24 protein-coding genes and 1 tRNA gene are annotated in these 25165 nt (G+C 71.3%); 11 read left to right on the top strand and 14 right to left on the bottom strand.

Annotated features, from left to right (window positions below; all coding sequences use genetic code 11):
* Nucleotides 1-35: 35 nt before the first annotated feature.
* The 9 genes from ACAX67_RS02470 to ACAX67_RS02430 form a co-directional block, all read right to left on the bottom strand.
* Nucleotides 36-1316, bottom strand: coding sequence for an alpha/beta fold hydrolase (locus tag ACAX67_RS02470; protein ID WP_370702224.1), 1281 nt, complete (start codon nucleotides 1314-1316; stop codon nucleotides 36-38).
* A complete protein-coding gene (locus tag ACAX67_RS02465; RefSeq protein WP_370702223.1) occupies nucleotides 1313-2161 on the bottom strand; it encodes an ATP-binding cassette domain-containing protein in 849 nt (282 codons plus the stop codon). Before ACAX67_RS02465 ends, ACAX67_RS02470 begins: the two co-directional genes overlap by 4 nt.
* The gene (locus ACAX67_RS02460; RefSeq protein WP_370702222.1) at nucleotides 2158-2979 is read right to left on the bottom strand and encodes an ABC transporter ATP-binding protein; all 822 of its coding nucleotides are present in this window, start codon (nucleotides 2977-2979) and stop codon (nucleotides 2158-2160) included. The genes ACAX67_RS02465 and ACAX67_RS02460 overlap by 4 nt, the downstream gene beginning before the upstream one ends.
* Nucleotides 2976-3971: an ABC transporter permease gene (locus ACAX67_RS02455; RefSeq protein ID WP_370702221.1), complete on the bottom strand. Its 996-nt coding sequence runs from the start codon at nucleotides 3969-3971 to the stop codon at nucleotides 2976-2978. The genes ACAX67_RS02460 and ACAX67_RS02455 overlap by 4 nt, the downstream gene beginning before the upstream one ends.
* Nucleotides 3971-4927, bottom strand: a complete 957-nt coding sequence (locus ACAX67_RS02450) for an ABC transporter permease (RefSeq protein ID WP_370702220.1) — start codon at nucleotides 4925-4927, stop codon at nucleotides 3971-3973. The genes ACAX67_RS02455 and ACAX67_RS02450 overlap by 1 nt, the downstream gene beginning before the upstream one ends.
* Before the next feature lie 2 nt (nucleotides 4928-4929).
* Nucleotides 4930-6621 (bottom strand): ABC transporter substrate-binding protein, encoded by a 1692-nt coding sequence (locus ACAX67_RS02445; RefSeq protein ID WP_370702219.1) that lies wholly within the window; start codon nucleotides 6619-6621, stop codon nucleotides 4930-4932.
* A gap of 89 nt (nucleotides 6622-6710) precedes the next feature.
* On the bottom strand, nucleotides 6711-7694 hold the full coding sequence (locus ACAX67_RS02440) for a LuxR family transcriptional regulator (protein WP_370702218.1): 984 nt from the start codon (nucleotides 7692-7694) through the stop codon (nucleotides 6711-6713).
* A 126-nt stretch (nucleotides 7695-7820) separates the two neighbouring features.
* Nucleotides 7821-8999 carry a hypothetical protein gene (locus tag ACAX67_RS02435; RefSeq protein WP_370702217.1) on the bottom strand — a complete coding sequence of 393 codons (1179 nt, stop codon included), beginning with the start codon at nucleotides 8997-8999 and terminating at the stop codon, nucleotides 7821-7823.
* A gap of 157 nt (nucleotides 9000-9156) precedes the next feature.
* Nucleotides 9157-9240: transfer RNA gene (locus ACAX67_RS02430), tRNA-Leu, on the bottom strand.
* Nucleotides 9241-9450: 210 nt separating this feature from the next.
* Here ACAX67_RS02430 and ACAX67_RS02425 point away from each other — a divergent pair.
* From ACAX67_RS02425 to pknB, 7 genes are all read left to right on the top strand, one after another.
* On the top strand, nucleotides 9451-10191 hold the full coding sequence (locus ACAX67_RS02425; RefSeq protein ID WP_370702216.1) for an FHA domain-containing protein: 741 nt from the start codon (nucleotides 9451-9453) through the stop codon (nucleotides 10189-10191).
* A complete protein-coding gene (locus ACAX67_RS02420; RefSeq protein WP_370702215.1) occupies nucleotides 10184-10651 on the top strand; it encodes an FHA domain-containing protein FhaB/FipA in 468 nt (155 codons plus the stop codon). Before ACAX67_RS02425 ends, ACAX67_RS02420 begins: the two co-directional genes overlap by 8 nt.
* A gap of 3 nt (nucleotides 10652-10654) precedes the next feature.
* Nucleotides 10655-12202: a PP2C family protein-serine/threonine phosphatase gene (locus ACAX67_RS02415; RefSeq protein WP_370702214.1), complete on the top strand. Its 1548-nt coding sequence runs from the start codon at nucleotides 10655-10657 to the stop codon at nucleotides 12200-12202.
* On the top strand, nucleotides 12202-13584 hold the full coding sequence (locus ACAX67_RS02410; RefSeq protein ID WP_370702213.1) for an FtsW/RodA/SpoVE family cell cycle protein: 1383 nt from the start codon (nucleotides 12202-12204) through the stop codon (nucleotides 13582-13584). Before ACAX67_RS02415 ends, ACAX67_RS02410 begins: the two co-directional genes overlap by 1 nt.
* Nucleotides 13581-15092: a peptidoglycan D,D-transpeptidase FtsI family protein gene (locus tag ACAX67_RS02405; protein ID WP_370702212.1), complete on the top strand. Its 1512-nt coding sequence runs from the start codon at nucleotides 13581-13583 to the stop codon at nucleotides 15090-15092. The genes ACAX67_RS02410 and ACAX67_RS02405 overlap by 4 nt, the downstream gene beginning before the upstream one ends.
* A gap of 75 nt (nucleotides 15093-15167) precedes the next feature.
* The gene (locus ACAX67_RS02400) at nucleotides 15168-16679 is read left to right on the top strand and encodes a serine/threonine-protein kinase (protein ID WP_370702211.1); all 1512 of its coding nucleotides are present in this window, start codon (nucleotides 15168-15170) and stop codon (nucleotides 16677-16679) included.
* The gene (pknB, locus tag ACAX67_RS02395) at nucleotides 16676-18634 is read left to right on the top strand and encodes a Stk1 family PASTA domain-containing Ser/Thr kinase (protein WP_370702210.1); all 1959 of its coding nucleotides are present in this window, start codon (nucleotides 16676-16678) and stop codon (nucleotides 18632-18634) included. Before ACAX67_RS02400 ends, pknB begins: the two co-directional genes overlap by 4 nt.
* 3 nt (nucleotides 18635-18637) lie before the next feature.
* Here pknB and ACAX67_RS02390 read toward each other — a convergent pair whose 3' ends face one another.
* Complete coding sequence (locus ACAX67_RS02390; RefSeq protein ID WP_370702209.1) at nucleotides 18638-19453, bottom strand: DUF881 domain-containing protein; 816 nt, start codon at nucleotides 19451-19453, stop codon at nucleotides 18638-18640.
* Nucleotides 19454-19545: 92 nt separating this feature from the next.
* Here ACAX67_RS02390 and ACAX67_RS02385 point away from each other — a divergent pair, with 92 nt between their 5' ends.
* Nucleotides 19546-20055, top strand: a complete 510-nt coding sequence (locus ACAX67_RS02385; protein ID WP_370703632.1) for a cell division protein CrgA — start codon at nucleotides 19546-19548, stop codon at nucleotides 20053-20055.
* 152 nt (nucleotides 20056-20207) lie between these two features.
* Here the strand turns inward: ACAX67_RS02385 and ACAX67_RS02380 are convergent, their stop codons facing one another.
* Together ACAX67_RS02380 and ACAX67_RS02375 are read right to left on the bottom strand one after the other, a co-directional pair.
* Entirely contained in the window at nucleotides 20208-21152 is a 945-nt protein-coding gene (locus tag ACAX67_RS02380) for a rhomboid family intramembrane serine protease (protein WP_370702208.1), read from the bottom strand.
* A gap of 8 nt (nucleotides 21153-21160) precedes the next feature.
* Nucleotides 21161-21673, bottom strand: a complete 513-nt coding sequence (locus ACAX67_RS02375; protein WP_370702207.1) for a peptidylprolyl isomerase — start codon at nucleotides 21671-21673, stop codon at nucleotides 21161-21163.
* 176 nt (nucleotides 21674-21849) lie between these two features.
* Here ACAX67_RS02375 and ACAX67_RS02370 point away from each other — a divergent pair, with 176 nt between their 5' ends.
* Entirely contained in the window at nucleotides 21850-22422 is a 573-nt protein-coding gene (locus ACAX67_RS02370; protein ID WP_370702206.1) for a hypothetical protein, read from the top strand.
* On the opposite strand, the gene ACAX67_RS02365 is transcribed toward ACAX67_RS02370, so the two are convergent.
* Both ACAX67_RS02365 and ACAX67_RS02360 read right to left on the bottom strand, forming a co-directional pair.
* Entirely contained in the window at nucleotides 22419-22781 is a 363-nt protein-coding gene (locus ACAX67_RS02365) for a DUF3817 domain-containing protein (protein WP_370702205.1), read from the bottom strand. The genes ACAX67_RS02370 and ACAX67_RS02365 overlap by 4 nt on opposite strands.
* Nucleotides 22778-23578, bottom strand: a complete 801-nt coding sequence (locus ACAX67_RS02360) for an SURF1 family protein (protein ID WP_370702204.1) — start codon at nucleotides 23576-23578, stop codon at nucleotides 22778-22780. Before ACAX67_RS02360 ends, ACAX67_RS02365 begins: the two co-directional genes overlap by 4 nt.
* A 111-nt stretch (nucleotides 23579-23689) precedes the next feature.
* Between ACAX67_RS02360 and ACAX67_RS02355 the strand changes: the two genes are divergently transcribed.
* On the top strand, nucleotides 23690-24424 hold the full coding sequence (locus tag ACAX67_RS02355; protein ID WP_370702203.1) for a FadR/GntR family transcriptional regulator: 735 nt from the start codon (nucleotides 23690-23692) through the stop codon (nucleotides 24422-24424).
* Nucleotides 24421-25152 carry a sterol desaturase family protein gene (locus ACAX67_RS02350; protein ID WP_370702202.1) on the top strand — a complete coding sequence of 244 codons (732 nt, stop codon included), beginning with the start codon at nucleotides 24421-24423 and terminating at the stop codon, nucleotides 25150-25152. Before ACAX67_RS02355 ends, ACAX67_RS02350 begins: the two co-directional genes overlap by 4 nt.
* Nucleotides 25153-25165: the final 13 nt, after the last annotated feature.

The following is a 25165-nucleotide window of genomic DNA, read 5'->3' as shown; positions in this document are numbered from 1 at the left end:
CGGGGACTGCTCTTCCATCCGGGCGGGCGCGCCGGCTAGCAGGTGGTGCGGTCGCTCTCGATGAGCTCCCGCAACGTCGCGAGGACGCGCGGCGTCTCGAGGCCGTCGTGCTCGAACTCGTTGGTGATCCAGGTCCGGGTCGCGCCGAGGTGTGCGGCGGTGGCCAGCTGGAGTCCGGCGTCGACGAACATGTCGTCGTGGTAGACCGCTGCCGCGACCGGGACGTCGTTGGCGGCGAGCCGGTCGAGGTCGTAGAGCGCCGGCCACTCGGCGCGGTGCGCCAGCACGTCCACCGCGGCACGGAACGGCCGGAGGGCCCGGATCTCCTCGAACATCCAGGGATAGATCATCTCGCCCGTCATCAGGAGCGGCCGTGCGTGCTCGGCGGCCTCCGGGTGCCGCTGGTGCTCCGCCCAGGCCGCCCAGGGCGTGGCCTGCTCGCCGGCTCCGTAGATCGACTCCTGCAACGCCGCGAACAGGGGCGCTGCGACGAACGAGGTCCGGTCGCCGACCGCACCCAGGAAGGCGTCGGTGAGGTCCCCGTCGATCCCGAAGGCGTCATCGAGCAGGTAGTGCAGCCGCTCGAAGCCCGGCTTCATGCCGAAGTCGATCCCCAGCGACTGGAACCGGCGCACCGTCAGGAGGTCGCCGTCGGGCAACCGCACATCGCCCTGCGCCAAGCGGTCGGCGACGCGCGCGAGGGTCTCGCGGTGATGGGGGAACCGGGCATAGAACGCGGCGTTCTTCGCCACGGTCCGGGGATAGGTGCGCCGGTACACCTCCGCGGCGTCCGGCTGCAGGGCCGGGAGGCCTCCCGTCACGTAGCAGGCCTCCAGGGCCTCCGGGGCACGCGAGAGGTAGGTCAGGGTGACGAAGCCGCCGTAGCTCTGCCCGAGCGTGCTCCACCGCCGGCCGTCGAACACCGTGGACCGGAGGTGCTCGGCGTCCGCGACGATGGAGTCTGCTCGGAAGCAGGCGAGGTAGTCCGCCTGGCGTACGGCGTCACCCCGCGCGGCGAGGGTCCGCCCCTCGATCCTCGAGCTGCGGCCGGTGCCGCGCTGGTCGAGCAGCACGACCCGGTGGGTCTTGAGCGCCTCCCCGATCCAGCCGGTGCGCGCCAGCGGTCTCGGCGACCCGAAGCCGGGCCCGCCCTGCAGGTAGAGCAAGAGCGGCAGGTCGTCGTGGCGCCGGTCCGCGGCGACCAGCTCGCGGGCGAAGAGCACGAGCGGCTCGCTGTCGGCGTCGGACCAGTCGAGCGGCACCGCGACGGTGTGCTCGCGGACCCGGATCCCCGGGAGGGAGTACTCGATGCTCACCGCACGCGCTTCAGCGAGCGGAGGTTCTCCCGACGGCGGCGCTCCCAGTCGACCGGGATGCGCGGGACCGCAGCGAGCAGCTCCTGGGTGTAGGCCATCTGCGGAGCGGCGAAGAGCGACTCGCACGGCCCCGCCTCGCGCACCTGGCCCCCCTGCATGACGACGACCTCGTCGGCGATCTGGCGGACGACGGCCAGGTCGTGGGCGATGAAGACGTAGCTCAGCCCGAGGTCGGCCTGCAGCTCCTGCAGCAGCTCCAGCACCCGGGCCTGCACCGAGACGTCGAGAGCCGACACCGCTTCGTCGCACACGATCACCTGCGGCTGGAGGACGAGCGCTCGGGCGATCCCGATCCGCTGTGCCTGGCCGCCCGAGAACTGGTGGGGGAACCTGCGGGCGTGCTCCGGTGCGAGCCCGACCCTCTCGAGCAGCTCGGCGACGCGGGCACCGATGCCCTCAGGCGGTTCGATCCCCTGGTAGCGCAGCGGTGCCGAGATGATCCGCTCCACGCTGTGTCGCGGGTTCAGCGAGGAGAACGGGTCCTGGAAGACCACCTGCACGTGTCGGCGGAAGTTCTGGAGGCGGGCTCCCCGCGCGTGGGTCACGTCCTCCCCGTCGAGCTCGATGCGCCCCGCCGTCGGCTCGAGCAGGCGGGCGAGCATGCGAGCGGTCGTGGACTTGCCGGACCCGGACTCGCCCACCACGGCGACGGTGCCGCCGCGCGGGACGGCGAACGAGACCCCGTCGACCGCCCGGAACGTGCTCGAACGGGCGAGGAACCTCCCCTGCCCCCGGACCGCGAAGTCCTTGCACAAGTCCTCCACCACCATGATCGGCCCGCTCATCCCAGCCCCTCCTGTCGATCGTCCACCGGTTCCAGACGCGGTAGGCTGTCCAGCAGCTGGCAGGTGTAGGGGTGCCGTGACTCGGTGAAGACGCGCTCGGTCGTCCCCTGCTCGACCTCCTCCCCTCCACGCATGACCAGCACCCGCTCGGCGAGCTGGGAGACCACCGCCAGGTCGTGGGTGATGAACACCATCGCCATCGAGTTCTCCCTCTGCAGCTGTCGCAGCAGGTCGAGGATCTGGGCCTGCACGGTCACGTCGAGGGCGGTGGTCGGCTCGTCGCAGAGCAGGACCGACGGCTCCAGGCACAGCGCCATCGCGATCATGATCCGCTGCCGCATGCCGCCCGAGAACTGGTCGGGGTAGTGGTCCGCCCGGCGGCGAGGATCGCGGATCCCGACGCGGTCGAGCGCCGCGACCGCCACCTCGCGGGCCTGCCGCCGCGTCGCAGAGCGGTGGGCCCGGTAGGCCTCGACCAGCTGGGCGCCGACCGTGTAGTAGGGGTTGAGGGAGTTGAGCGGGTCCTGGAACACCATCGCGATCTCCGCGCCGCGGAGCTTCCGCAGCTGCGACTCCTTCCGGCCGAGGAGCTCGGCTCCACGGAAGGTCACGCTTCCGCTCGCGGCGGCTCCTCTCGGCAGCAGACCCATGATCGCCAGCGCCGTCATGGACTTCCCGGACCCGGACTCCCCGACGATGCCGAGCGTCTCTCCGGGACCGACGTCGAACGACAGTCCCTCCACGACACTCGTCGCGCCGTCGCCCACCGTCACCGTCAGGTCCTGCACCCGGAGGAGTGGGCTGTGCTGGCCGGTCATGGGGTCCCCCTGCGGACGCGCGGGTCGAGGAACCGGTAGGAGATGTCCACGACGAGGTTGGCGACGACGACCAGCAGGGCCGCGAGGAGGGTGACCCCCATGATCACGGGCTGGTCGTTGGTGGCCATGGAGTCCGACGCGAGCTTCCCCACGCCGTCGAGCCCGAAGACGGTCTCGGTGATCAGGGCCCCTCCGAGGAGCGCGGCGAAGTCCATGCCGAACAAGGTGACGACGGGCGTGAGCGAGGGGCGCAGCGCATGTCGGCGCAGGACGAGGTGACGTTGGAGACCCTTCGCCCGGGCCGTACGGACGAACCCCTGCTCGAGGGTGTCGATGACCTGGCTCCTGACGATCCGCGAGTACATCGCGGCGTACACGATCGCGAGCACGACCCACGGCATGAGGTAGCTCTCGAACCAGAGCACCGGGTCCTCGGTGAACGGGACCGCGCGGGGGAACGGCAGCCAGCCGAGCTTGACGACGAGCAGGTACTGCAGCACCAGCGCCAGGAAGTAGATCGGCAGGCTGATGCCGACCAGCCCGAAGGCCAGGACCCCCTTGTCCCAGAGTGAGTCTCTCCGGACCGCCGACACCAGCCCTCCGAGGACCCCGACGAGCAACCACAGGACCGCCGCTCCGGTGGCGAGCGTGACGGAGACCGGCAACCGGTCGATCAACAGGTCGGTGACCGACTCGTTGGTCTGGAAGCTGTAGCCCAGGCAGGGCGCCGCGCAGTGCATGGCGTCGGCGCCGGTGCCCCAGTCCCGGCCCGCGAACAGCCCGCTCACGAACACCCGCAGCTGCTCGAGGAACGGTTGGTCGAGACCGAGGTTGGCCCGGATCTGCGCGATGCGATCAGGAGTGCAGGTCTTCCCGCAGATCTGCGCCGCAGGATCCGGGGAGAACCAGAAGAAGATCATGAAGGTGAAGACGCACACGACCGCGAGCACGATCACGCAGGCGGCCAGGCGCCGGACGAGGTAGCCGACCATCAGTGCACGGCTCCTTCGTCGAGGATCGACTTGAGGTGGTCGCCGATCACGGTGAAGGCGACCACGGTCGCGAACAGGAACGCACCGGGGATGACCAGGAAGAGGGGGTCGACGGCGTACCAGGTGGCCGCCGACGCGATCATCTGCCCCCAGCTGGGGGTCGGCGGGGTGACGCCGACGCCGAGGAAGGACAGGCCGGCCTCGGTGGCGACGTACGACGGCACGGCCAGTGTGGCCAGCACGACGATCGTGCCCCGCAGGTTGGGCAGCACCTCGCGGAACACGATCGCCCAGCGGCTGGCGCCGCTCGCCCGGGCCGCCTCGACGAACTCCTGGTTCCTCAGGGACAGGGCCTGTCCGCGGACGACGCGCGCGGTGTAGGGCCAGCCGAACACGCTCAGCACGAGGACGAGCAGGACGGGTCGGTTGCCACCCGGAAGCGCCGAGAGCAGCGCGATCATGAAGATGAGCGCGGGGAACGCCATCAAGAAGTCCATCGCCCGCGACAGGCCGGTGTCGACCCACCCTCCGAAGTAGCCGGCGAGCGTGCCGAGCACGACGCCGACGGTCGTGGTCAGCACCGTGGCCGAGATCGCGATGGCGAGGGACACGCGCGCGCCGTACGCGATGCGCATGAACATGTCGCGACCGTTGCCCGGCTCCACCCCGAACCAGTGGTCCCCCGAAATCCCGCCCCAACCACCGCGGGGAAGACCCCCGCTGTAGCTGTCGATGGCGGAGGGGTCGAACGAGTACTGGTCCCAGCCGGTCAGACCTGCCAGCAGCGGGGCCGCGAGCGCCATGGCTCCGATCAACCCGAGGACCCCCACTGCGATCGCCGCTCCGGGCCGCCGCAGGAGGTCGCGCACGACCGCCCGCCCCGAGGCGGGGGCGCCACTTGCCGGCGCCCCCGCCCCTGACGGCACACCGACGGTGTCGGGTGCAGGAATGGCCACCGTCAGCCTCGGTCCGGGTCGTGCAGACCGACGACGGCGTAGTCGATGTTGCCGTTCAGCGAGGGGTTGGAGAACGCCTGGGCCACGTTGGCTCCGGCGACGTGCACGCTGTTGCCGTTGAGGGTCGGGACGATCGGCGCCTTCTCCATGACGAGTCGGTCGAGGTCGCCCCACGCGGCCAGCGCCGCGTCCACGTCGGTCATCGACTTGATCCTCTGGATCTCACTGTTGATCTCCGGGTCGTCGAGCATCGAGCGGTTCGAGTTGCCCTGGTCGAAGATCTGCGAGCCCTCGAAGAGCGGCGGGATGAAGGTCGACCCCGACAGCCAGTCCGGGCACCAGCTCGCGAGGACCGCGTCGTCCTGCTTGGCCGGCGCACCCACGACCTCGTAGTACGTCGCCGCGTCGATGGAGTTGAGGTGCACGGTGATGCCCGCCTTCTTCAGCGACTCCTGGAACGCCTCGGCCTGGGCCGACGACGACGGGGCCGCGGCCACGTCGAGGGTGAACTCGAAACCGTCGGCGTAGCCCGCCTCGGCGAGCAGCTCCTTGGCCTTGGCGACGTCAGGCCCCGGGTAGAGGTCGAACTCCTGGTAGCCCGGCAGCGACGGCGGGAGGATGGTCGTCGTGGTCTCGGCCATCTGCGGACCGCCGGCCGCCGTCTGCATGCTCGTGCGGTCGACGGCGTAGTTGATCGCCTGACGCACGCGCACGTCGTCCATGCCGTCCTTCGACGTGTCGAGCTGCACGAACCCGGTGCAGCCGGTCATCCCCGACACGACCCGGCTCTTGATGTCCGGCGCGTTCAGTCGGCCGAGGGTCGCGGGCTGGATCTGGTCGCCGATCGCGTTCGCGTCGTCGCCCTGTCCGGCCAGGAGGCGCTCGTCGATCGTCGCCGGGTCGAGTCCGATCGTGAAGTCGAACTCGTCGGGCTGCGCCGTGCGGATGTCGTCGGAGGCGTCGCTCCAGTGCTCGTTGCGGGTGAGGACCAGGCTCGAGCCGCGGTCGTAGCTCTCGACGCGGTAGGGGCCCGATGCGACCGGCGCGGTGTCGACGCTGGAACGCGTGATCGTGTCCGCCTGCTCGTGGGGGAAGGGCGTGAACGGCGCCTGGCTCACCACCGAGGCGAACTCCGGCTCCGGGTGGTCGAGGTGGAAGACGATCGTCTTCTCGTCCGGGGTCTCGATGGAGTCCAGCGGGCCGGACTCGTAGTAGCCGGCGTAGTCCTCGGGCAGCTCCAGCGTCGTCTTCGCGTACGGCGACCCGATGGCGATGCGCGGGTCGAGCGAGCGCTCGACCCCGAACTTGATGTCGGCCGAGGTGATCGGCGTGCCGTCCTCGAAGGCGACGTCGTCCTTGAGCGTGAAGGTCCACGTCTTGCCGCCGTCGCTCGGGGTGCCGAGGTCGGTGGCGAGGTCGGGGACGATGTCATCGGCCGTGTCGGTGCCGCCCGGACCGGTCGCCGTGAGCGTGCGGTACAGCAGGCGGTACAGGTTGCTCACCCCGGAGTCCCATCCTTGCGCGGGGTCGAGGTGGGAGAAGTCCTCGGCGAGGAGGACGTGCACGGTCCCGCCCTGCTCCGCCCCGGCGCCTGCTCCCGCGCCGCCGTCCCCGTCGTCCCCGCCCTTGCACCCGGCCAGCACCAGGCTCACGCCCACGACCGCGACGACCAACCCGAACCTTCTACTACTCATGTCTACCATCCAGTCCTATTTGACATTGCACTGATCGGCGGCATGCGCTGCCGCCGACACTTCCTGTGGCCGAGGTCTCCGGCCTGCGGCTACACCCAGCCCCGACGGTGGGCCTGGAGCGCGAGCTGGAACCGCGACGTCGCACCGGCCCGGGCCATCAAGATCTCCAGGCGCCGCGAGAGGGTCCGTCGGCTGATGCCGACCTGACGCGCGATCTCACCGTCGTGCAGGCCGCTGGCCAGCATGGTGAGGAGGTTCCGGTCGACCCCCTCCAGGCGGCGACTCCCGCTGCGGAACTGCGCACCGAGCGGCAGCGCAGCGTCCCAGGTCGCCTCGAACAGGGCGATGAGGCCCCTGAGGACGACGCCGTTCGTGACGACGTACGTGGTGTGGTGGCGCTCGGCGCCGTCCACCGTCGCCGACACCATGGCCATCCGTCGGTCGACCAGGATCATCTTGAGCGGCACCTCGTCGATGACCCGGGCTTCCTCGCCGCGGCGCACGGCGGGCTCGACGCTCTCGCGGAAGTACCCCTCGTCGGCGAAGGACGCCTGGGCATAGACGACCCGTTGGGTGACTCCTCGGTCGAGCGTGTCGAACGCGTCCTCGAGCGATCCGGTGATGTCGACGTACGGAGGCGAGTCGAACTGCTCGATCGTGGACTCGGCGGCGCGCCACGCCTGTTGGAGCCGGAGCCCGATCGCGTCGCCGGTGACGGCCTCGACGCCCGACTCGTCACCGGCCGGGCGCCGGCGCCGGAAGCTGTCGTAGGCCGCGAGGACGTCCATCCGGGCGGTGTCGATGACGCTGGCCCGTCGGCGGGTCAGCAGGTCGAGGCCGAGCACCGGGGCGACGGGGGCCAGCTGTGTCCCGCCGACTCCCACGACCCCGACCAGGCCCGCCTCGACCAGCTCGTCGACGCCCGCGGACGTGGCCGCGCCGCCCCCGACCTCAGCGATGAGCTCGTCGCGGGTCAGCGGCGCCAGCTCGACCAGATGGCCGTAGACACGGGCGGCGGACTCGCCGAGGCCCATCTCAGCGAGGGCGACCGCGAGCGTCTCTGATGGATGCACGGAAAACCCCCTCGGTGTGACGCAGACGACACTGCAGGAGGGTCTTTCTACCCGCGTTCGGCGGTCAGCACGGCACCGATGAGACAGCGTCCAAATCTGGTCACTCCGGTCGAGCGGGCCGACCGCTCACCCGCGGGGCCGACGGGGCGGCAGCGCTGGCCGCCCGTGTCCCTTCGGGGTCGTGCCGGCGTCGGCGGTCGCCGCCGTCACGTCGCTGAAGTCGATCGTGTTGTGCTGCAGACACGCGAGCTCGCGGCTACCGACGGCGTAGCCGTCGGCGGCACGCTGCGCCCAGTACTGCCGGAACGTCTCTGCGCGGTGGGCCTGGAAGGTCCGCCAGAGCGGACCCCGCGCGTCCTCGGTGCAGCTCTCGCCCGCCTCGTTGTTGGCGTCGGCGAGGTCCCACATCGCGGCGACCACCCGGATCTCCGCGTCCTCCCCCTCGGCCCAGGTCCAGCCGCGGTCGCCGGGGCCGTACTCGGCGTCGTCGTCCCAGTCCGCCTGGGTCCAGATCGGCGTGTCGAGGACGGTCAGGGCGAAGTACGTCGGCCACCCCTCGGTCCAGGCACAGATCGGCCCGTACGCCTTGTTCATCTGGTGGCTGTAGCAGCCGTCCTCCGGCACCGGGAAGTCGTCCTCGTAGACGTCGTCCATGATCGCGTGCCCGAGCTCGTGGATCACCGTGCTCTCCTGCACCGGGCCGTCGAGCTCCACCGTGTCGGTGCGGGTGTTGTAAGAGGCGGCCTCCTCCGTCAGGCTCTTGTTCGGCCAGCTCACGACCTTCTGGCGGCAGACGGCGTCATCGGCGTCCCAGCAGTCGTCGGGCACCCAGTCCCAAGCCTTCCTGACCGAGTCGAAGATGCCTGCGGCGGTCATCGACTGGTCGCTGCCCGGCAGCATCGTCCCGAGGTCGAGGTCCGAGCCCGGCACGACGTCGCGCTCGGACGCGAGAGCGGTCAGATAGACACCCTTGCGGCCGGAGACCACCTTCCAGTAGGGGTTGGAGTAGACCACGTGCACGTCGACGTCGTAGGCGGCCTGCGCCTCGCTCACGCACACGCGGAACCGGCCGTCGGCGCCCGTCGTCGTCGAGGCGAGGACCGTCGTCCGGCCGGCCCGGCGGACCTCGACGGTGAACTCCTGCCCCGGCTGACGGGCGCCGGCGCTGTCGGTGAACTCGAAGCCACCGGTGATGCAGGCTCCGCCCGCCGCGTGTGCCGGCGCCTGGGCCCACAGCGGCACGCCGAGCGCGAGGCCGGTGGCCGCCGCCGTCAACGAGACGATCCTGCGTAGCTTCCGAGACATGTCGTCCTGCCCTCCTGAGTCAGTGGTGGCAGGAGACAACCAGCAGACGGCGCGCGCAGGTGCCCCTTCCGGCCGTTGTCCGCGATGCGCAAGGCCGCGGAGGGACGCCGAGAACGGACGAAGCCCCGAGTCCGAGGACCCGGGGCTTCGTCGTACGTGCGCGAGGGGGGAGTTGAACCCCCACGTCCTTTCGGACACACGGACCTGAACCGTGCGCGTCTGCCTATTCCGCCACTCGCGCGCTGCTGAGCGGTCTGCACCGACAGCCGGGCAAGGCTATCCCAGGGCCGCCTCGCGTCCCAAACCGGGAGAACCCGCGCGCGGCTCCTGGTCCGCACGTGCGGTGTCGATACGATCGAGCGAACCCGGCACGTCGGGGTACCAGCCGTGCGGCCGGGCAGGTGACCGGTGGGCGAGTGACGACCGAGTGGATCGAGAGGAGGCTCCCGGAGTGGGTGGACTGCAGCGTTTCGAGCAGCGGCTCGAACAGGCGATCTCCGGAGTCTTCGCGCGCACGTTCCGCAGCGCGGTCCAACCTGTCGAGATCGCGGCGGCTCTCCAGCGCGAGCTCGACAACAAGGCGCAGATCCTCTCGCGCGACCGGCGGATGGTGCCCAACGCGTTCTCCGTCGAGCTGGCCCAGTCCGACCTCGATCGGCTCGGCCCCTACGACTCGGCGCTGGCCAAGGAGCTCACGCAGCAGCTCCAGGAGCACGCCGACCTGCAGTCCTACGTGTTCCCCGGCCCGATCCGCATCGGGTTCGAGGCGGCGCCCGACCTCGGCACCGGCCGGTTCCGCGTGCTGAGCAACGCCGAGGCCTCGGTGAGCGGGCACGCGCGCTACTCGGCACGCAGCCGCACCCGCGCGGTGCTCGAGGTCAACGGCACCCGGCACCCGCTCCAGCCACCGGGCCTGGTCGTGGGTCGCGGCTCCGAGGCTGACCTGCGGATCAACGACCCCGGGGTCAGCCGGCGGCACGTCGAGTTCCTCGTCACCGCCGGGTCCGACCCGGCGGCGGCGCCCGGCGACGGCCCGCTGCAGATCGAGGTCCACGACATGGGGTCCACGAACGGCATCACCGTCGACGGCCAGCGCGTCAAGCGCGCCACGCTCACCGACGGCAGCCGCGTCCAGGTCGGTCACACCTCCCTGGTGGTCCGTCTCCTCGAGGAAGAGGTCGTCGATGTCTGAGCTCACCCTCTTCCTGGTGCGGATCGCCTACCTGGCGATCCTCTGGATCTTCGTGCTGTCGGCGATCTCGGTGATCCGCTCCGACATGTTCGGCGCGCGGCTCCCCTCGACCGGCACCGCACCGGCGCCCAAGCCGGTGAAGCAGAAGGCGCCGCCGAAGCGCCGCGGCTCACCGACCCACGTCGCGGTCATCCAGGGGTCCAACACCGGGATCACCGCCACCCTGGGCGACGCGCCGATCCTCATCGGTCGCGGCACCGACGCCGCCATCCGGCTCGACGACGACTACGTCTCCACTCGCCACGCCCGCATCGCGGCGTCCGGCGACCAGTGGTACGTCGAGGACCTCGGCTCCACCAACGGCACCTACCTCGGTAGCCAGCGGATCACGCAACCGACCACGATCGGGCTCGGCGCGCAGGTGCGCATCGGCAAGACCATCCTCGAGCTGAGGAAGTAGACCGTGACGTCTGACGACAACACGCTCCCCGACCAGCCGGCGCCCCCGAGCGACCCGCCGCCGGCCGAGCAGCCCCCGCCCCCCGACGACATCACCCTCATCGGTGGCGTCCCGGAGGGCGATGCCGGCGAGCGCGACGTGTCCGACGACGACACCCTCCTCCCCCGTCCGCTCCCCAAGGCCTCGGAGCAGACCCTGCCGCACGACGGCCCGACCGTGGACGCGCCCGAGCAGGCCGACGTACCGGTGCCGGAGGGCAACGACGGCGCCCCCGACCGCGAGCCGCTCAAGCTGGCCTACTACGCCGTCTCCGACGTCGGCCGGGTGCGCAAGGACAACCAGGACTCCGGCTACGCCGGCCCGTGGCTGCTCGCCGTGTGCGACGGGGTCGGCGGCGCGGCGCGCGGCGACATCGCCTCCGGCACCGCCGTCGGCGAGCTGCGCAACCTCGACGCCGCCCCCGACGCCGGCGACCTGCTCACCCGGGTCAGCGACGGCCTCCACGAGGCGCACGAGTCGATCGCCCAGGAGGTCTACCAGGACCCCGCCCTGAGCGGCACGAGCACGACCGCGACGGTCGCCCTCTTCGACGGCCAGCGGATCGCGATCGGCCACATCGGCGACTCCCGCGCCTACCTCTACCGCGCCGGCGAGCTCTCCCAGATCACGACCGACCACACGTTCGTGCAGAGCCTCATCGACGAGGGCCGGATCACCGAGGAGGAGGCGCGGGTCCACCCCCACCGCAACCTCATCCTCAAGGCCCTCGACGGCCTCCACGAGGTCGAGCCGGACCTCTTCGCCATCGCGCTGGCCCCCGGCGACCGGGTCTTCCTCTGCAGCGACGGCGCGTGCGGCGTCCTCGAGGACGCCCGCCTGGCCGACATCCTCGCGAGCGGCTCGCCGGAGTTCGCGGCGATCGAGATGGTCCGCGCCAGCCTCGACGCCGGCAGCTCCGACAACGTGACCTGCGTTGTCGCCGACGTGCTGACCGAGGAGCAGGCCGCCGCCGACCCGTCCCTCACCGACCTGGAGCCGATGATCGTCGGCGCCGCCGCCGACCTGCGCAAGCGCACGCCCCGCGGCCTCTTCCGCGGACATCGCTCCGGCGACACGGGTGAGCTGGAGCCCGTCGACGCCGAGATCCCCGAGGGCATCGACTACGCGATCGTCGACGACCCGCCGGTCGACCCCGAGGCCTACCGCTACGCCCCGCAGGCCCCGCGCCGCTTCACCTGGGTGCGTCGCGCCATGGCCCTGGCGGTGGTGCTCGGGCTCGCATGGGTGGCCCTCGCGTCGGCGTACTGGTGGACCCAGCAGCAGTACTACGTCGGCGAGGACGACGGTCACGTCGCGGTCTACCGCGGCATCGACGGCATCCCCGGCCTCTCCAGCGTCTACCGGACCTCCGACGTCCAGGTCGGCGACCTGCCCGACAACGCCCAGAGCGACCTCGACGAGGGCATCACCGCCGACGACTACGAGGACGCGGTCTCGATCGTGCAGAACCTCGCCGACAAGCTGATGCCGCCGGAAGGGGCCGACCGGTAGTGGCCAACGCCAGCCTGCTGCAGTTCGTGCACCGCCGTCGCCGGGGGGCCGAGCTGTTCCTGCTCGTCCTCGCCCTCGTGGTGGGGATCGGCGCCTACGCCTCGGTCGGCCTCGGCGTCGATGGCGAGGTGCCCACCAACATCGTCGCGTACGGCGGCTGGCTGGCCGCGCTCGTGATCGCGGCGCACGTCGTGGTGCGCATGGTCGCCCCCTACGCCGATCCGGTGCTGCTGCCGGTCGTCGCCGCGCTCAACGGGCTGGGCCTCGCCGTCATCCACCGCCTCGACCTCGCCGAGGACACCGGCAACGCCGACCAGCAGCTGATCTGGATGACGGTGGGCGTCGCCGGGTTCGTGGGGACCCTCGTCCTGCTGCGCGACCACCGGCTGCTCGCCCGGTTCACCTACACCTCCGGGCTCGCGGCGATCGGCCTGCTGATCCTGCCGATGCTCCCCGTCATCGGCAACGAGGTGAACGGGGCGCGGATCTGGATCCAGCTCGGTCCGTTCAACTTCCAGCCGGGCGAGATCGCGAAGCTGCTCCTCGTCATCACCTTCGCCGGCTACCTCGTCGTGCACCGCGACGCGCTCGCGCTGGCCGGTCGCCGCGTGGTGTTCGTCGACTTCCCCCGCGGTCGCGACCTCGGACCGATCCTGGTGATGTGGGGCGTCAGCCTCAGCATCCTGGTGCTGCAGAAGGACCTCGGCTCGAGCCTGCTCTTCTTCGGGCTGTTCCTGATCATGCTCTACGTGGCGACCGAACGGCCGGGTTGGCTGGTCGTCGGCGCGCTGCTGTTCTTCAGCGGCGCCACGGTCGCGTTCAAGATCTTCCACCACGTCCAGCAGCGCGTGGACATCTGGCTGCACCCCTTCGCCGACCGCAACGGTGACGGCTACCAGCTGGTGCAGGGCCTCTACGGCTTCGCGTGGGGCGGCCTCATCGGCCGCGGCCTCGGCGAGGGCATGCCCGCGCGGGTGCCGGAGGCGGAGTCCGACTTCATCATGGCCGCGATCGGCGAGGAGCTCGGGCTGACCGCGGTCATCGCGATCCTGCTGCTCTACGGCCTCATCGTCGAGCGGGCGCTGCGCGCGGCCCTCATCTCCCGCGACGGCTTCGGCAAGCTCGTCGCGACCGGCCTCGGTGGCGTCTTCGCCATCCAGGTCTTCGTCGTCATCGGCGGGGTCACCCGGCTGATCCCGCTCACCGGGCTGACGACACCGTTCCTCTCCTACGGAGGCTCCTCGCTGGTCGCCAACTGGGTCATCATCGCCCTCCTGCTCCGCATCTCCGACCAGGCCCGGCGCCCGCTCCCCGAGGTCAGTGACGAGGCCGACGACCCCGACCTGCTGCAGACCCAGGTCGTCAAGGCGGTGGCGCGATGAACCGCCCGATCCGGGCCGTCTCCATCTTCTGCATGCTGCTCTTCCTCGCGCTGATGGTGAACGTCACCTACCTGCAGTTCTGGCACGCCAAGGACCTCAACGAGGACCCGCACAACGCGCGGGTGGCCGAGGCTGCCTTCAGCCGCGAGCGCGGCGCGATCATCGCGGGCGAGGGCCGCGACCAGGTCACGCTCGCGCGCAGTCGCGACTCCGACGACCACTACAAGTACCTCCGCGTCTACCCGAAGCCGAAGATGTACGCCAACGTCACCGGCTTCCTCACCCTCGGCAGCCAGACCGGCATCGAGCGGTCGGAGAACTCCGTGCTCTCCGGCGAGGACGACTCCCTGTTCGTGACCCGCCTCGTCGACCTCGCGCAGAACCAGAGCAGCAAGGGCGGCAACGTCCTGCTCACCATCGATCCGAAGGCGCAGGAGGCCGCCTACGACGCGCTGCTCTCCACCGTCGGTCCCGACGGTGAGGGCTCGGTCGTCGCGATCGAGCCGAAGACCGGCCGGATCCTCGCGATGGTCTCGCTACCGTCGTACGACCCCAACCTGCTGGCCTCCCACGACATCCCCGAGGCCCAGAAGGAGTTCAAGCGGCTCGACGACGACGACAGCGAGCCGCTGGTCAACCGCGCGATCCAGACCCGGCTCTTCCCGGGCTCGACCTTCAAGATCGTCACGGCCGCGGCCGCGATCGAGAACGGCCTCTACAACGCCGACGACATGGTGCCGGCAGGCGCGACCTGGCAGACGCCGGGCACCACCGGCTCGAACAACGTGATCGACAACGAGGGCCGGGTGGGCTGCAACCCCGAGGAGATCCCGTTCGCCACGGCGATGGCGCAGTCGTGCAACACCGCCTTCGCCAAGATGGCCGTCGAGCTCGGTCCGGAGAAGCTGCGCGAGACCGCCGAGAAGTTCGGCTTCAACAGCGACTACCTGCAGGACCTCTCGCCCCAGGCGCAGTCGGTCTACCCGACCGGCACCGAGGACTCCGACGGCAACGAGGTCGAGCTCAACGACGCCCAGACCGCGCAGACCGGCTTCGGTCAGTTCGACGTGCAGGCCACGCCGCTGCAGATGGCGATGGTCGTCGCGGCGCTCGGCAACCGCGGCACGCTGATGCGGCCCTACCTCGTGCAGGAGATCCAGTCGCCGGAGTACGAGACGCTCGACACCACCGACCCGGAGGAGCTGCGCACGGCCGTGTCGCCGTCGACCGCCGACCAGGTCACCGAGCTGATGGTCGACACCGTCGAGGACGGCACCGCCTACCCCGCCGCGATCCCCGGCGTCACCGTGGCGGGCAAGACCGGCACCGCGCAGCGCGGCGTGCCGGGCAAGCCGCCGTACGGCTGGTTCGCGTCGTTCGCCCCGGCCGAGGACGCCCAGGTCGCGGTGGCCGTGATGATCCAGGAAGCACCGGGCAAGGAGATCGCCGGCGGTCAGCTGGGTGGGCCGATCGCGAAGGCAGTGATGGAGGCGATTCTCGATGAGTGAAGCGCGCAGCCGCTGGGGCGGCGACCTGCCCACCGGCCGTGAGCCTGCGGGTGCGCTGCGAGCGAAGGGCCAGCGATGAGTGAGGCCAACGGCTCCGAGCAGTACGCCGACGAGGCGCACCGCTACCGGCTCGACTCCCGCATCGCGACCGGCGGCATGGGCGTGGTCTGGCGGGCCACCGACCTCCGGCTCAACCGCGAGGTCGCGGTCAAGGTGCTCAAGCACGAGCTCGCCGACGACCCGCAGTTCCGCGCCCGCTTCGACACCGAGGCCCGCAACGCCGGGGCGCTGCACCACCCCGGGATCGCCGGCGTCTTCGACTACGACTCCCACCCGGGCGGGCCGGACAGCACGCTCTCGCCCTTCCTGGTGATGGAGCTGGTCGAGGGACAGCCGCTGTCCACGCTCCTCGCGCAGGCCAAGGACAGCGGTCGCGCGCTCGACCCGGCCGTGGTCCGCGACCTGGTGACGCAGACCGCCGATGCGCTGGCGGTCGCCCACCAGGCCGGGATCGTGCACCGCGACGTGAAGCCGGCGAACCTGATGATCACCCCCGACCGACGGGTGAAGGTGACCGACTTCGGGATCGCCCGCGCCGCCGACGACGCGCAGATCACCCGCACCGGCGCGGTGATGGGCACGCCGCAGTACCTCTCGCCCGAGCAGGCGCGCGGCAACCCGTCGACCCCCTCCTCCGACGTCTACTCGCTCGGGGTGGTCGCGTTCGAGGCGCTCGCGGGCCGCCGGCCCTTCGAGGCGGAGACGCCGGTCGCGACCGCGCTCGCCCACCTCCAGCAGCCGGTGCCCGACCTTCCGGCGGACCTGCCCGACGACCTGCGGCGCATCGTGCGCCGCGCGCTCGCGAAGGACCCGGGCGAGCGCTACGCCGACGGCGCCGAGCTCGCCGCCGCGCTGCGCGGTGCCGACGTGCGTCCGCCGGTGGCCACGCCGCCCGTGGTGCCGGTCCCCGATGCCACCGCGGTGCTGCCGCAGACGGGCGCGCCGGTGGCGCGCCCGGTGCCCGCTCCGACGCCCCGCCTGGACCGTCCGGCGGCCTACGAGGGCGCGCCCCCCGAGCCGCGGCGCCGCTCGGTGTGGCCGGTGGTCCTGCTGGTGCTGCTCCTCGTCGCCGCCGCCGTCGCGATCATCGCGCTGGTGCTGAGCAACGGCGACGACCCCGCGCCCTCGAGCACCGACACGACCCGGTCGACGCCGACGGAGAAGTCGTCGGCGACCGAGGAGAGCTCCTCCTCGGAGCCGACCACGCCGACGTCGACGGCCCCCGAGGCCGTGCAGCTCGACCCCGACGACTACGTCGGTCGCGACCGCTTCGAGGTCGAGACCGAGCTCGAGCGGGCGGGCCTCGACGTGCGCTTCATCGAGGAGACCAACCCCGGCGACCAGACCGAGGACATCGTCAGCAGCCTCAACCCGACCGGCACCGTCCACGTGGGCGACACGATCGACGTGCACTTCTGGGGTCCCGCGCCCGCGACCTCGGCACCGACGACCGAGACGACGACGCCGACGGACACCGCCAGCACCGACACTGGCAGCAGCGACTCGACGCAAGGGGGAACTGGATGAGCAACGCCGGACCCACGGACCCGCCGGGGGGCGGGTCGGGATCCGCGATGGTCGGCGGCCGCTACCAGCTGGGCGAGCTGCTCGGCAGAGGCGGGATGGCCGAGGTGCGCAAGGGCATCGACACGCGGCTCGGCCGCGTCGTCGCGGTCAAGCGGCTGCGCACCGACCTGGCGAGCGACGCCACGTTCCAGGCCCGCTTCCGCCGCGAGGCCCAGTCGTCGGCCTCGCTCAACCACCCGGCGATCGTCGCCGTCTACGACACCGGCGAGGAGATGAAGGACGACGGCGGCACGCAGGTCGCCCAGCCCTACATCGTGATGGAGTTCGTCGCCGGGCGGACCCTGCGCGACATCCTCCGCGAGGGTCGCAAGATCCTTCCCGAACGGGCCCTGGAGATCACGAGCGGTGTGCTCTCGGCCCTCGACTACAGCCACCGCGCCGGCATCATCCACCGCGACATCAAGCCCGGCAACGTCATGCTGACCCCTTCCGGCGACGTGAAGGTGATGGACTTCGGCATCGCCCGGGCGATCAGCGACGCGGCGTCGTCGATGACGCAGACGGCCGCGGTCGTCGGCACCGCCCAGTACCTCTCCCCCGAGCAGGCGCGCGGTGAGTCCGTTGACTCCCGCTCCGACGTCTACTCGGCCGGCTGCCTGCTCTACGAGCTGCTCACCGGCCGTCCGCCGTTCGTCGGCGACAGCCCGGTCGCGGTCGCCTACCAGCACGTCCGCGAACCCGCCTCCCCGCCGTCGCACCACGACGCCGACCTGACCCCGCAGATCGACGCCATCGTCATGAAGGCGCTCGCGAAGCGGGTCGAGGACCGCTACCAGTCCGCGGCGCAGATGCGCGCCGACATCGAGCGCTACCTCGCCGGCCGCCCCGTCTCCGTGGTCGCGCCGCCCCCGCTGCCGGCCGACGACCCGCCGACCTCCGCCACGGCGGTGGTCCCGACGCCCGGCACCACCGACACGATGATCCGGCGGCTGCCGCCGGAGGAGGACGAGCAGCGCGGCAGCCGCGTGTGGCTGTGGCTGGTCCTCGGCCTGCTCGTGCTCGCGATCCTCGTGACGGCCTTCATCAAGGGCAAGGACGCCCTGTTCCCCGACGAGCCCACCCAGGTGCAGGTCCCCGGCGTGGTCGGCATGCAGCGCGACAAGGCGCGCGACCTCATCGCCGACAAGGGCCTGGAGATCGACGACCGGCAGCGCGAGTGCAGCGACCAGTACGACGCCGGCCAGGTCGTGTCGCAGGACCCGCTGGGCGACAAGTACGTCGACCCGGAGACCACCGTGACCCTGGTGCTGAGCAGCGGCGGCTGTGACTTCGCCATGCCGCGCGTGATCGGCAGCCTCCAGCGGATCGCGATCGCCGACCTCGTCGACGCCGGCATCAAGAAGAAGAACATCGCCGTCGAGCCGGAGAAGTGCGACACCGACGACCCCGCCGGCACGGTGGTCGAGCAGAGCCCCGAGCCGGAGGCGTCGGTCGGGCGCGACGACACCGTGTCGCTCTGCGTCTCCGACGGGCCCGAGGTGGTGCCCGACGTGATCGGGCTGCGGCAGGGCCAGGCGGAGCGGCGGATCATCCAGGCCGGCTTCCAGGTCGACGTGCTCGACGACAACTCCTCGACCAAGCCGAAGGGCGAGGTCACCAACGTCATCCCCGGTGAGGGCGAGGAGCTCGACCAGGGCAAGACGGTCACGATCTTCGTGTCGGTCTACGAGGAGCCGGAGACCTCGTCGCCGCCGGCAGCCGTCGACACCGACGGCGACGGTCTCTCCGACACCGACGAGGCCACGCTCGGCACCGACCCCGCCAACCCCGACACCGACGGCGACACGTTCAGCGACGGCGACGAGGTCGCGGCCGGCACCGACCCGACCGACCCGCTCAGCTTCCCGCCGCCGGGCCAGGGCAACGGCGGCCAGGGCAACGGCCGGCGCCGGTAGCGGTCAGTTGTTGCGGGTCAACGGCTGGGCGTAGCGCAGGTCCAGCAGGCCGTCGTACGCCGGCGCGACGACGTCGTCCTCCGCCTCCATGTCCCAGCCGATCTCGATGTAGGGGTTGTCGGCGTCGGCGCGGTAGCCCGTGACGAGCGGGTCGGAGTCGATCGCGGCGGTGAGGGCGGCGGGGTCGCCGACCGCCTGGATGACGTAGGGCTGCGGGTAGGGCACGCCCTGCAGCTGGACGGCGTTGCCCTCGCACTTGATGCCGGTCGTGGAGATCACCCGCTGCCCGGCGATGGTCACCGCGCTCGCGCCGCCCACCCACAGGGCGTTGACCACCGCCTGGATGTCCTGCTGGTGCACGACCAGGCGGTCGGCCTTGAGGTCGTGGGCCACCGCCTCGTCGAGGTTGTCGTCGGGGGCGTCGCTGAGCGTGATCGAGACGCCGGGGCCGTTCCTGGGCTCGAGGCCCGCCGGGTCCTTGAGCTGCGCGATGCGACCGCGGGCGCGCGAGACGGGCAGGGACCGCACGTCGTCGGTGAGCCCGTCGACCTGGTCCTGGAGGTCGTGGAGGCGCTGGCGCACGTCGTCGTAGTCGTCGGACTCCGCCCGCACGAGTCCGGCCAGGTCGGTGTAGCGGCCGGGCCGCAGGTCGGTGCCGCGGCTGTCGGCGGCCGAGACGACGAAGAGCGCCCCGCTGAGGAGCGCGACCACCGGCGTGCCCACGCGCCAGGCCATTGGCCGGCGCGGGCGCTCGGGTGCGGTCGCGCCGGACGGCTTCTCAGGGCCCGGCTTCGGCCCAGCCGCGTGCGCACCCGTCATGGTCATTAGGGTAGGCGGCGACAGGTACGTCGTACCGTGGTGCATGCCAGACAAGCCGCGGCGGTCAGCTGAGGAGCCCAAGCCAAGTGAAGATGCCGAGCCTCAAGCGGTCGGAGAAGTCTCCGTTCGCCGACCCTTCGAGCGGGCCGCTGTTCAGCGTGCGGTTCCTGATCTCCCTCGTGCTGGTCCTCGGCGGCATCGCCTGGATCGCCTACTACTACATCGGCGTGCGGCCGGTCGCCGGCTTCAACGACGGCAAGCCGGCGCTCGACCCGAAGTCGTTCGAGCCGGGCAAGATCACCGGCTGGCACTGGATGGGCGACCTGCAGGGCTGGAACTACCTCATCGGCTTCGGCGCGATCATGATCGGCCTGGTCCTCGCCGCGCACCCCTCGACCCCGCTCGGCCGCGGCCGTGGCGTCGTGGTCGGCATGCTCGGCTGCTTCCTCATCGGCCTGCTGTGGATCTGCACCTACTACGTCGTCGGCACCGGCGACAACGCCCAGGACATCGCGATCTTCAACGACCTGGAGCAGAAGAACCTCTTCGTCGGCATCGCCTTCATGGCGGTGGGCTTCACCTTCGCGACCAAGTGGGAGTAGCGCCCGTCGGCGCACCCCGCGCACCGGCTCCGCCGCGCCGGCTCATGTCCCTCATGAGCCGGCGCGGCGCTTTTCCACAGGTTTCCCCACACCCTGGGATAACTACACGCTTGTAGTTACCCACAACTGTGGGAAAGCCTGGGGACGAAGTGCTAGGCGAGCATCACGGTGCGCGCGACCGTCGCGACGACGAGCACCCCGACCAGGACCGCGAGCCCCATGGCCTGCAGCTGGGTGCGCCGGGGCTTCGGCGCGTAGACGAGGATCGCGCCCGCCACGAGGCCGCCGAGGAACCCGCCGAGGTGACCCTGCCAGGACACGCCGGAGATGAAGAACGTCGCCGCGATGTTGACCACCAGCAGCCCTGCGACGTTCTGGATGTTGCCGTTCACCTTGAACGACACCACCGCCAAGGCGGCGATCAGCCCGAAGATCGCGCCCGATGCACCCAGCGTCGAGGAGTCGGTGTCGGAGAGCCAGTAGACGGCGACCGACCCCGCGAGGCCCGAGACCAGGTAGAGCGCGAGGTAGCGCAACCGACCCAACGCGAGCTCGAGCTGCGGCCCGAGGACGAACAACAAGATCATGTTGAACGCGATGTGGAGGGCCTCCACGTGCGTGAACGCACTGGTGAGGAGCTGCCAGTAGCCGCCGTCGGAGACGCCCGGGAACCACCGGCCGTCGCCGTGCGGCACCTGCGCGCACACCTGCTGGGAGTGCACGCCGATGTAGTGCTTCGCGGGCTGGTCGACGGAGTCGCAGCTGCCGCGGGGCGACAGCGCCAGGGCGTCGACCAGCTTGCTCCTGCTCGCCCCGGTCAGCAGGATCGCGACCCACACGGCGACGTTGAGGCCGATCAGCGCGAACGTGGTCAGGCGAGGATCGCCCGAGCGCTTGCCGCCGTACGCCGTCCGTGCCTGCCGGGTGCTCCTCGCACCCTCCTTCAGGCAGTCGGGGCACTGGAAGCCGACGGCCGCGTCACGCATGCAGTCGGGGCAGATCGGCTTGTCGCACCGCTGGCAGCGGATGTAGGTCTCGCGGCCGGGGTGCCGGTAGCAGGTCGGCCCCCCCGCCGGCGAGCCCGAAGGCTCAGTCATGCGCGGCCTTAGGCACCGGTGATCTCGACCGACTCGATGACGACCGGCTCGGTCGGCCGGTCCATCGGGCCGGTGGCGACCGCGGCGATCGCATCGACGACGTCGCGCCCGGCCTGGTCGGCGACCTCACCGAAGATCGTGTGCTTGAAGTTCAACCACGGCGTCGCGCCGACGGTGATGAAGAACTGCGAGCCGTTGGTGCCCGGTCCGGCGTTGGCCATGGCGAGCAGGTAGGGCTTGTCGAAGACGAGCTCGGGGTGCGGCTCGTCCTTGAAGGTGTAGCCCGGCCCACCGGTGCCGGTGCCGAGCGGGCAGCCGCCCTGGATCATGAAGCCCGCGATGACGCGGTGGAACCCGAGACCGTCGTAGAACGGGCCCGATCGGCCGTTGCCCGCGTCGTAGGACTTCTCGCCGGTCGCCAGCCCCGTGAAGTTCGCGACCGTCTCCGGCGCGTGATCGGGGAACAGGTTGATCGCGATGTCGCCCTTGTTGGTCTTCAGGGTGGCCTGCAGGTCCGCCATGACTGCCTTTCGCACTGCTCGTCAAGCGCGGGCACCGACGCCCGCGCGCTCGCCGACGATCCTACGGGGGCGCACGAGGCGGGTAGCCGCGCCGGTCTGCTCGTGGTGGGATGGGGTAACAACCAGGGCAGACAGTTCATCTGCGCACTGATCTCGGACGCGAAAGGGCAACGGCTATGGGACTCCGCAAGAAGAAGACGATCCTCGAGCAGGCGGAGGAGTACGTCGACGCGGCGATCGACCAGGCCCGCGAGTTCGTGCAGGGCACCGCCCTGCCTGCGATCAACGACGCCCGGGACAAGGCCGGGCCGATGATCAGCGACGCCCGCGACAAGGCCGGGCCGATGATCAGCGACGCCCGCGACAAGGCGGCTCCGCTGGTCGCCGCCGGTGCCGCCACCGTCGCGGCCAAGGCCGCCGAGGCCCGTGACTACGCCGACGCCAAGACGGCCGAGGTGACCGGGCGCAAGCAGAAGAAGAAGGGCTCCAAGCTCAAGAAGCTGCTGTTCCTCGGTGCGATCGGTGGCGCGGCCGCATTCGTCGTCAAGAAGATGCAGGGCGGCGGCAGCGGCAACGCCGGCGGGGGCTGGCAGTCGTCCTACGACCCCGCTCCGCCGCCGCGCACCAGCGCGCCGGTGCCCGACCCCGCTGCCCCCGCGGCCGACACGGCCGCTCCGGACACGGCGGCGACCCCGGTGCCGGACCCGCTCACCGACCCGCTGCCGACCGAGGCCGACCCGAAGGCCTAGGCCTTCTTCGCCGCCAGCTCCGGGTGCTCGGCCCGGAGCTGGACGGCGACGCGGTGCTCGACCCAGAAGATCAGGCCGGGGATGAGCCCGGCGATCATCATCAGCAGGAAGCGGGGGAACGTCCAACCCGCTTTCTGGGTCAGGACGAACGCGACAATCACGTAGATGATGTAGATGAAGCCGTGGAAGCTCCAGACGGGCACCAGGTCGGCGCCCAGGCGCTGGAGCGTGCTGCCCTCCAGGAGAATGTGGTCCTGAAGTCGGTACGCCCACTTGAGCACCGACGCTATCGAGCCGACGACGAGAAGTACGCCGACAATCAAAGCCAGCACCCGGTAGGTCTTGAACAGCCCGCTCACGAGCCCGAACCTACCGGGCGCTCCGCAGCGGACGCCGCGGTCTCAGGCCGGGCGGTGGTGACGTCGCGCACGTGCCGCCACCACAGGAAGACCGCGAAGGCGGCGAAGAGCCACCACTCGAGCGCGTAGGCGAAGTTGCGCCAGCCGGTGAGGGTGCTGGCCGGCGGCAGCTGGTCGAGCGTGGCGGGCGCCAGGTCGTCGGTGCCGGCGTTGCGGCCGCCCTGCTCGGCGGTGTCCTCGGCGTCGACGATCACGAAGCCGCCGTACAGGTCGACGTCGACGCGCTGGACGAGGTCGGCGATGCGGACCTCGGGGAGCACCGCGTCGGTCTGGTCGCTGTCGGGCGCGCCGGTGCCCTCCCCGGGCTGGAGCCAGCCGACGAGCGACGCGGTGCCGGTCGGCGGCGGCGGGGCGTCCGCCGGGTCGTCACCGGGGATCCAGCCGCGCACGACCGGGATCGCCGGATCGTCCGGACCGCCGACGGTGAGCGGGGTGACCACCCAGCTGCCGTCCTCGCCGTCGGTCTCGCGCCCGGTCACCAGCACGGTGCCCTCCGGCAGCCAGGTCCCCTCGATGGTGACCGGACGGCCGATCTGCTGCGACGGGAACGGCTCGTCCGGGCCGAGCACGTCGGTCAGCGCCTCGGGGTGGGCGTGGGTGATGTCGTGCCGCTCGGCCTCGCGGTGCGCCTGCCAGGCGCTCCACTGCCAGAGCCCGAGCGCGACCGCCGCCGCCGTGCAGACCAGGGCGAGCAGGTGCACCCCCCAGAGGCGGGGGCTCCACCAGGCGATCACCACCTCCTCAGGGTACGGACCCCTGAGCCGGCCCCCGACGCCGACGCCTGTCCTCCGTCACCGATTGGTCTGACCACTTGACCAACTGGCCAATGGCCGCCTAGGGTCGATCGCATGGCCCTCCAACCGGTGAAGCGGAAGTCCGTGTCCGACCAGGTCTTCGACCAGGTGCTCGACGAGGTCGTCGACGGCGGCCTCGCCGTGGGCGAGCAGCTCCCGAGCGAGCGGCAGCTGGCCGAGGTGCTCGGCGTGTCCCGCCCCGCCGTGCGCGAGGCCCTGCAGCGGATGGCGCAGACCCGGCTGGTCGAGGTGCGCCACGGTGGCGGGGCGACGGTCCGCGACTTCAGGAAGTACGGCGGCCTGGACCTGCTGCCTCGCCTGCTGGTGCGCGACGGGGGCGTCGACCCCGCGGTCGCGCTGAGCGTGGTGGAGGCGCGCACCGCGGTCGGCCCGATCATCGCGGCCCTGGCCGCCGACCGTGGCGGCCCGGCCCTCACCGGCGCGCTCGAGCGCGTCATCGACCGGCTCGAGCAGACGACCGACTCGCTCGCGTGGCAGGAGCTCGCCCTGGAGTACTGGGACGTCGTCGTCGACGGTGCCGACTCGATCGTCTACCGGCTGATGTTCAACGGCCTGCGCGCCGCCTACGAGCCGGCCCTGCCCGCCCTCGCGCCCGCCCTCGCGACCGAGGTCGGCCAGGTCGAGGCCTACCGCCTGCTCGCCGCGGCGATCGGAGCCGGGGATCCCGCCACCGCCCGGGCGGCCGCCGAGCGGGTGCTCGCTCCGCTCAACAGCTCGCTGGTCAGCGCCTTCACCGCGCTCGGCACCGACGGAGGAGGAGCCCGATGACCGACACCGACGTCGAGGCCCTCGCGCGGCAGCAGGTCGCGCGTGACGAGGCCTCGCTGGAGGGGCAGCGCATCACGGGCGGACGCCGGTCCAGCCAGTCGATGCGCGAGGTGTTCACCGAGTTCTGGCGGCACCCGTCGCCATACATCCTCGGCACCTACCTGACCGCCGCGGTCGTCGCGCGGGTGCTCGCAGGTCCGGGCGCCTGGTGGGAGCTGCTGATCCCGGTCGGTCTGGTGCTGCTCATGCCGTTCGTCGAGTGGGTCATCCACGTCTGCGTCCTGCACTGGAAGCCGCGCCGCATCGCGGGCCTGCGGATCGACCCGCTGCTCTCCCGCAAGCACCGGGCGCACCACCGCGACCCGCGCGCGATCCCGTTGGTCTTCATCCCGTGGCAGGTCGAGCTCACCCTGGGGCCGGCCGCGGTGCTGATCGGCTGGGCCGTGATGCCGACGTGGTCCGCGGCGCTCACCCTCGCCGTCGCCGACCTCGTCCTGCTCTCGGCCTACGAGTGGACCCACTACCTGCTGCACAGCGACTACCGCCCGAGGTCCGCGTGGTACCGCTCGGTCTGGCGCAACCACCGGCTGCACCACTACAAGAGCGAGCACTACTGGTTCACCGTGACCTCGGCCGCCACCGCCGACCGGCTGTTCGGCACCTACCCCGACCCGGCCACGGTCCCGACCTCGCCGACCGCGCGCAACCTGCACGGCTTGACCGAGTGACCCCGACGCCCTG

Origin of the sequence: Nocardioides candidus (assembly GCF_041321175.1) — a bacterium.
Classification (GTDB): domain Bacteria; phylum Actinomycetota; class Actinomycetes; order Propionibacteriales; family Nocardioidaceae; genus Nocardioides.
The sequence above is the reverse complement of the archived record's forward strand: the minus strand, read 5'-3'. Positions and strand labels throughout refer to the sequence as shown.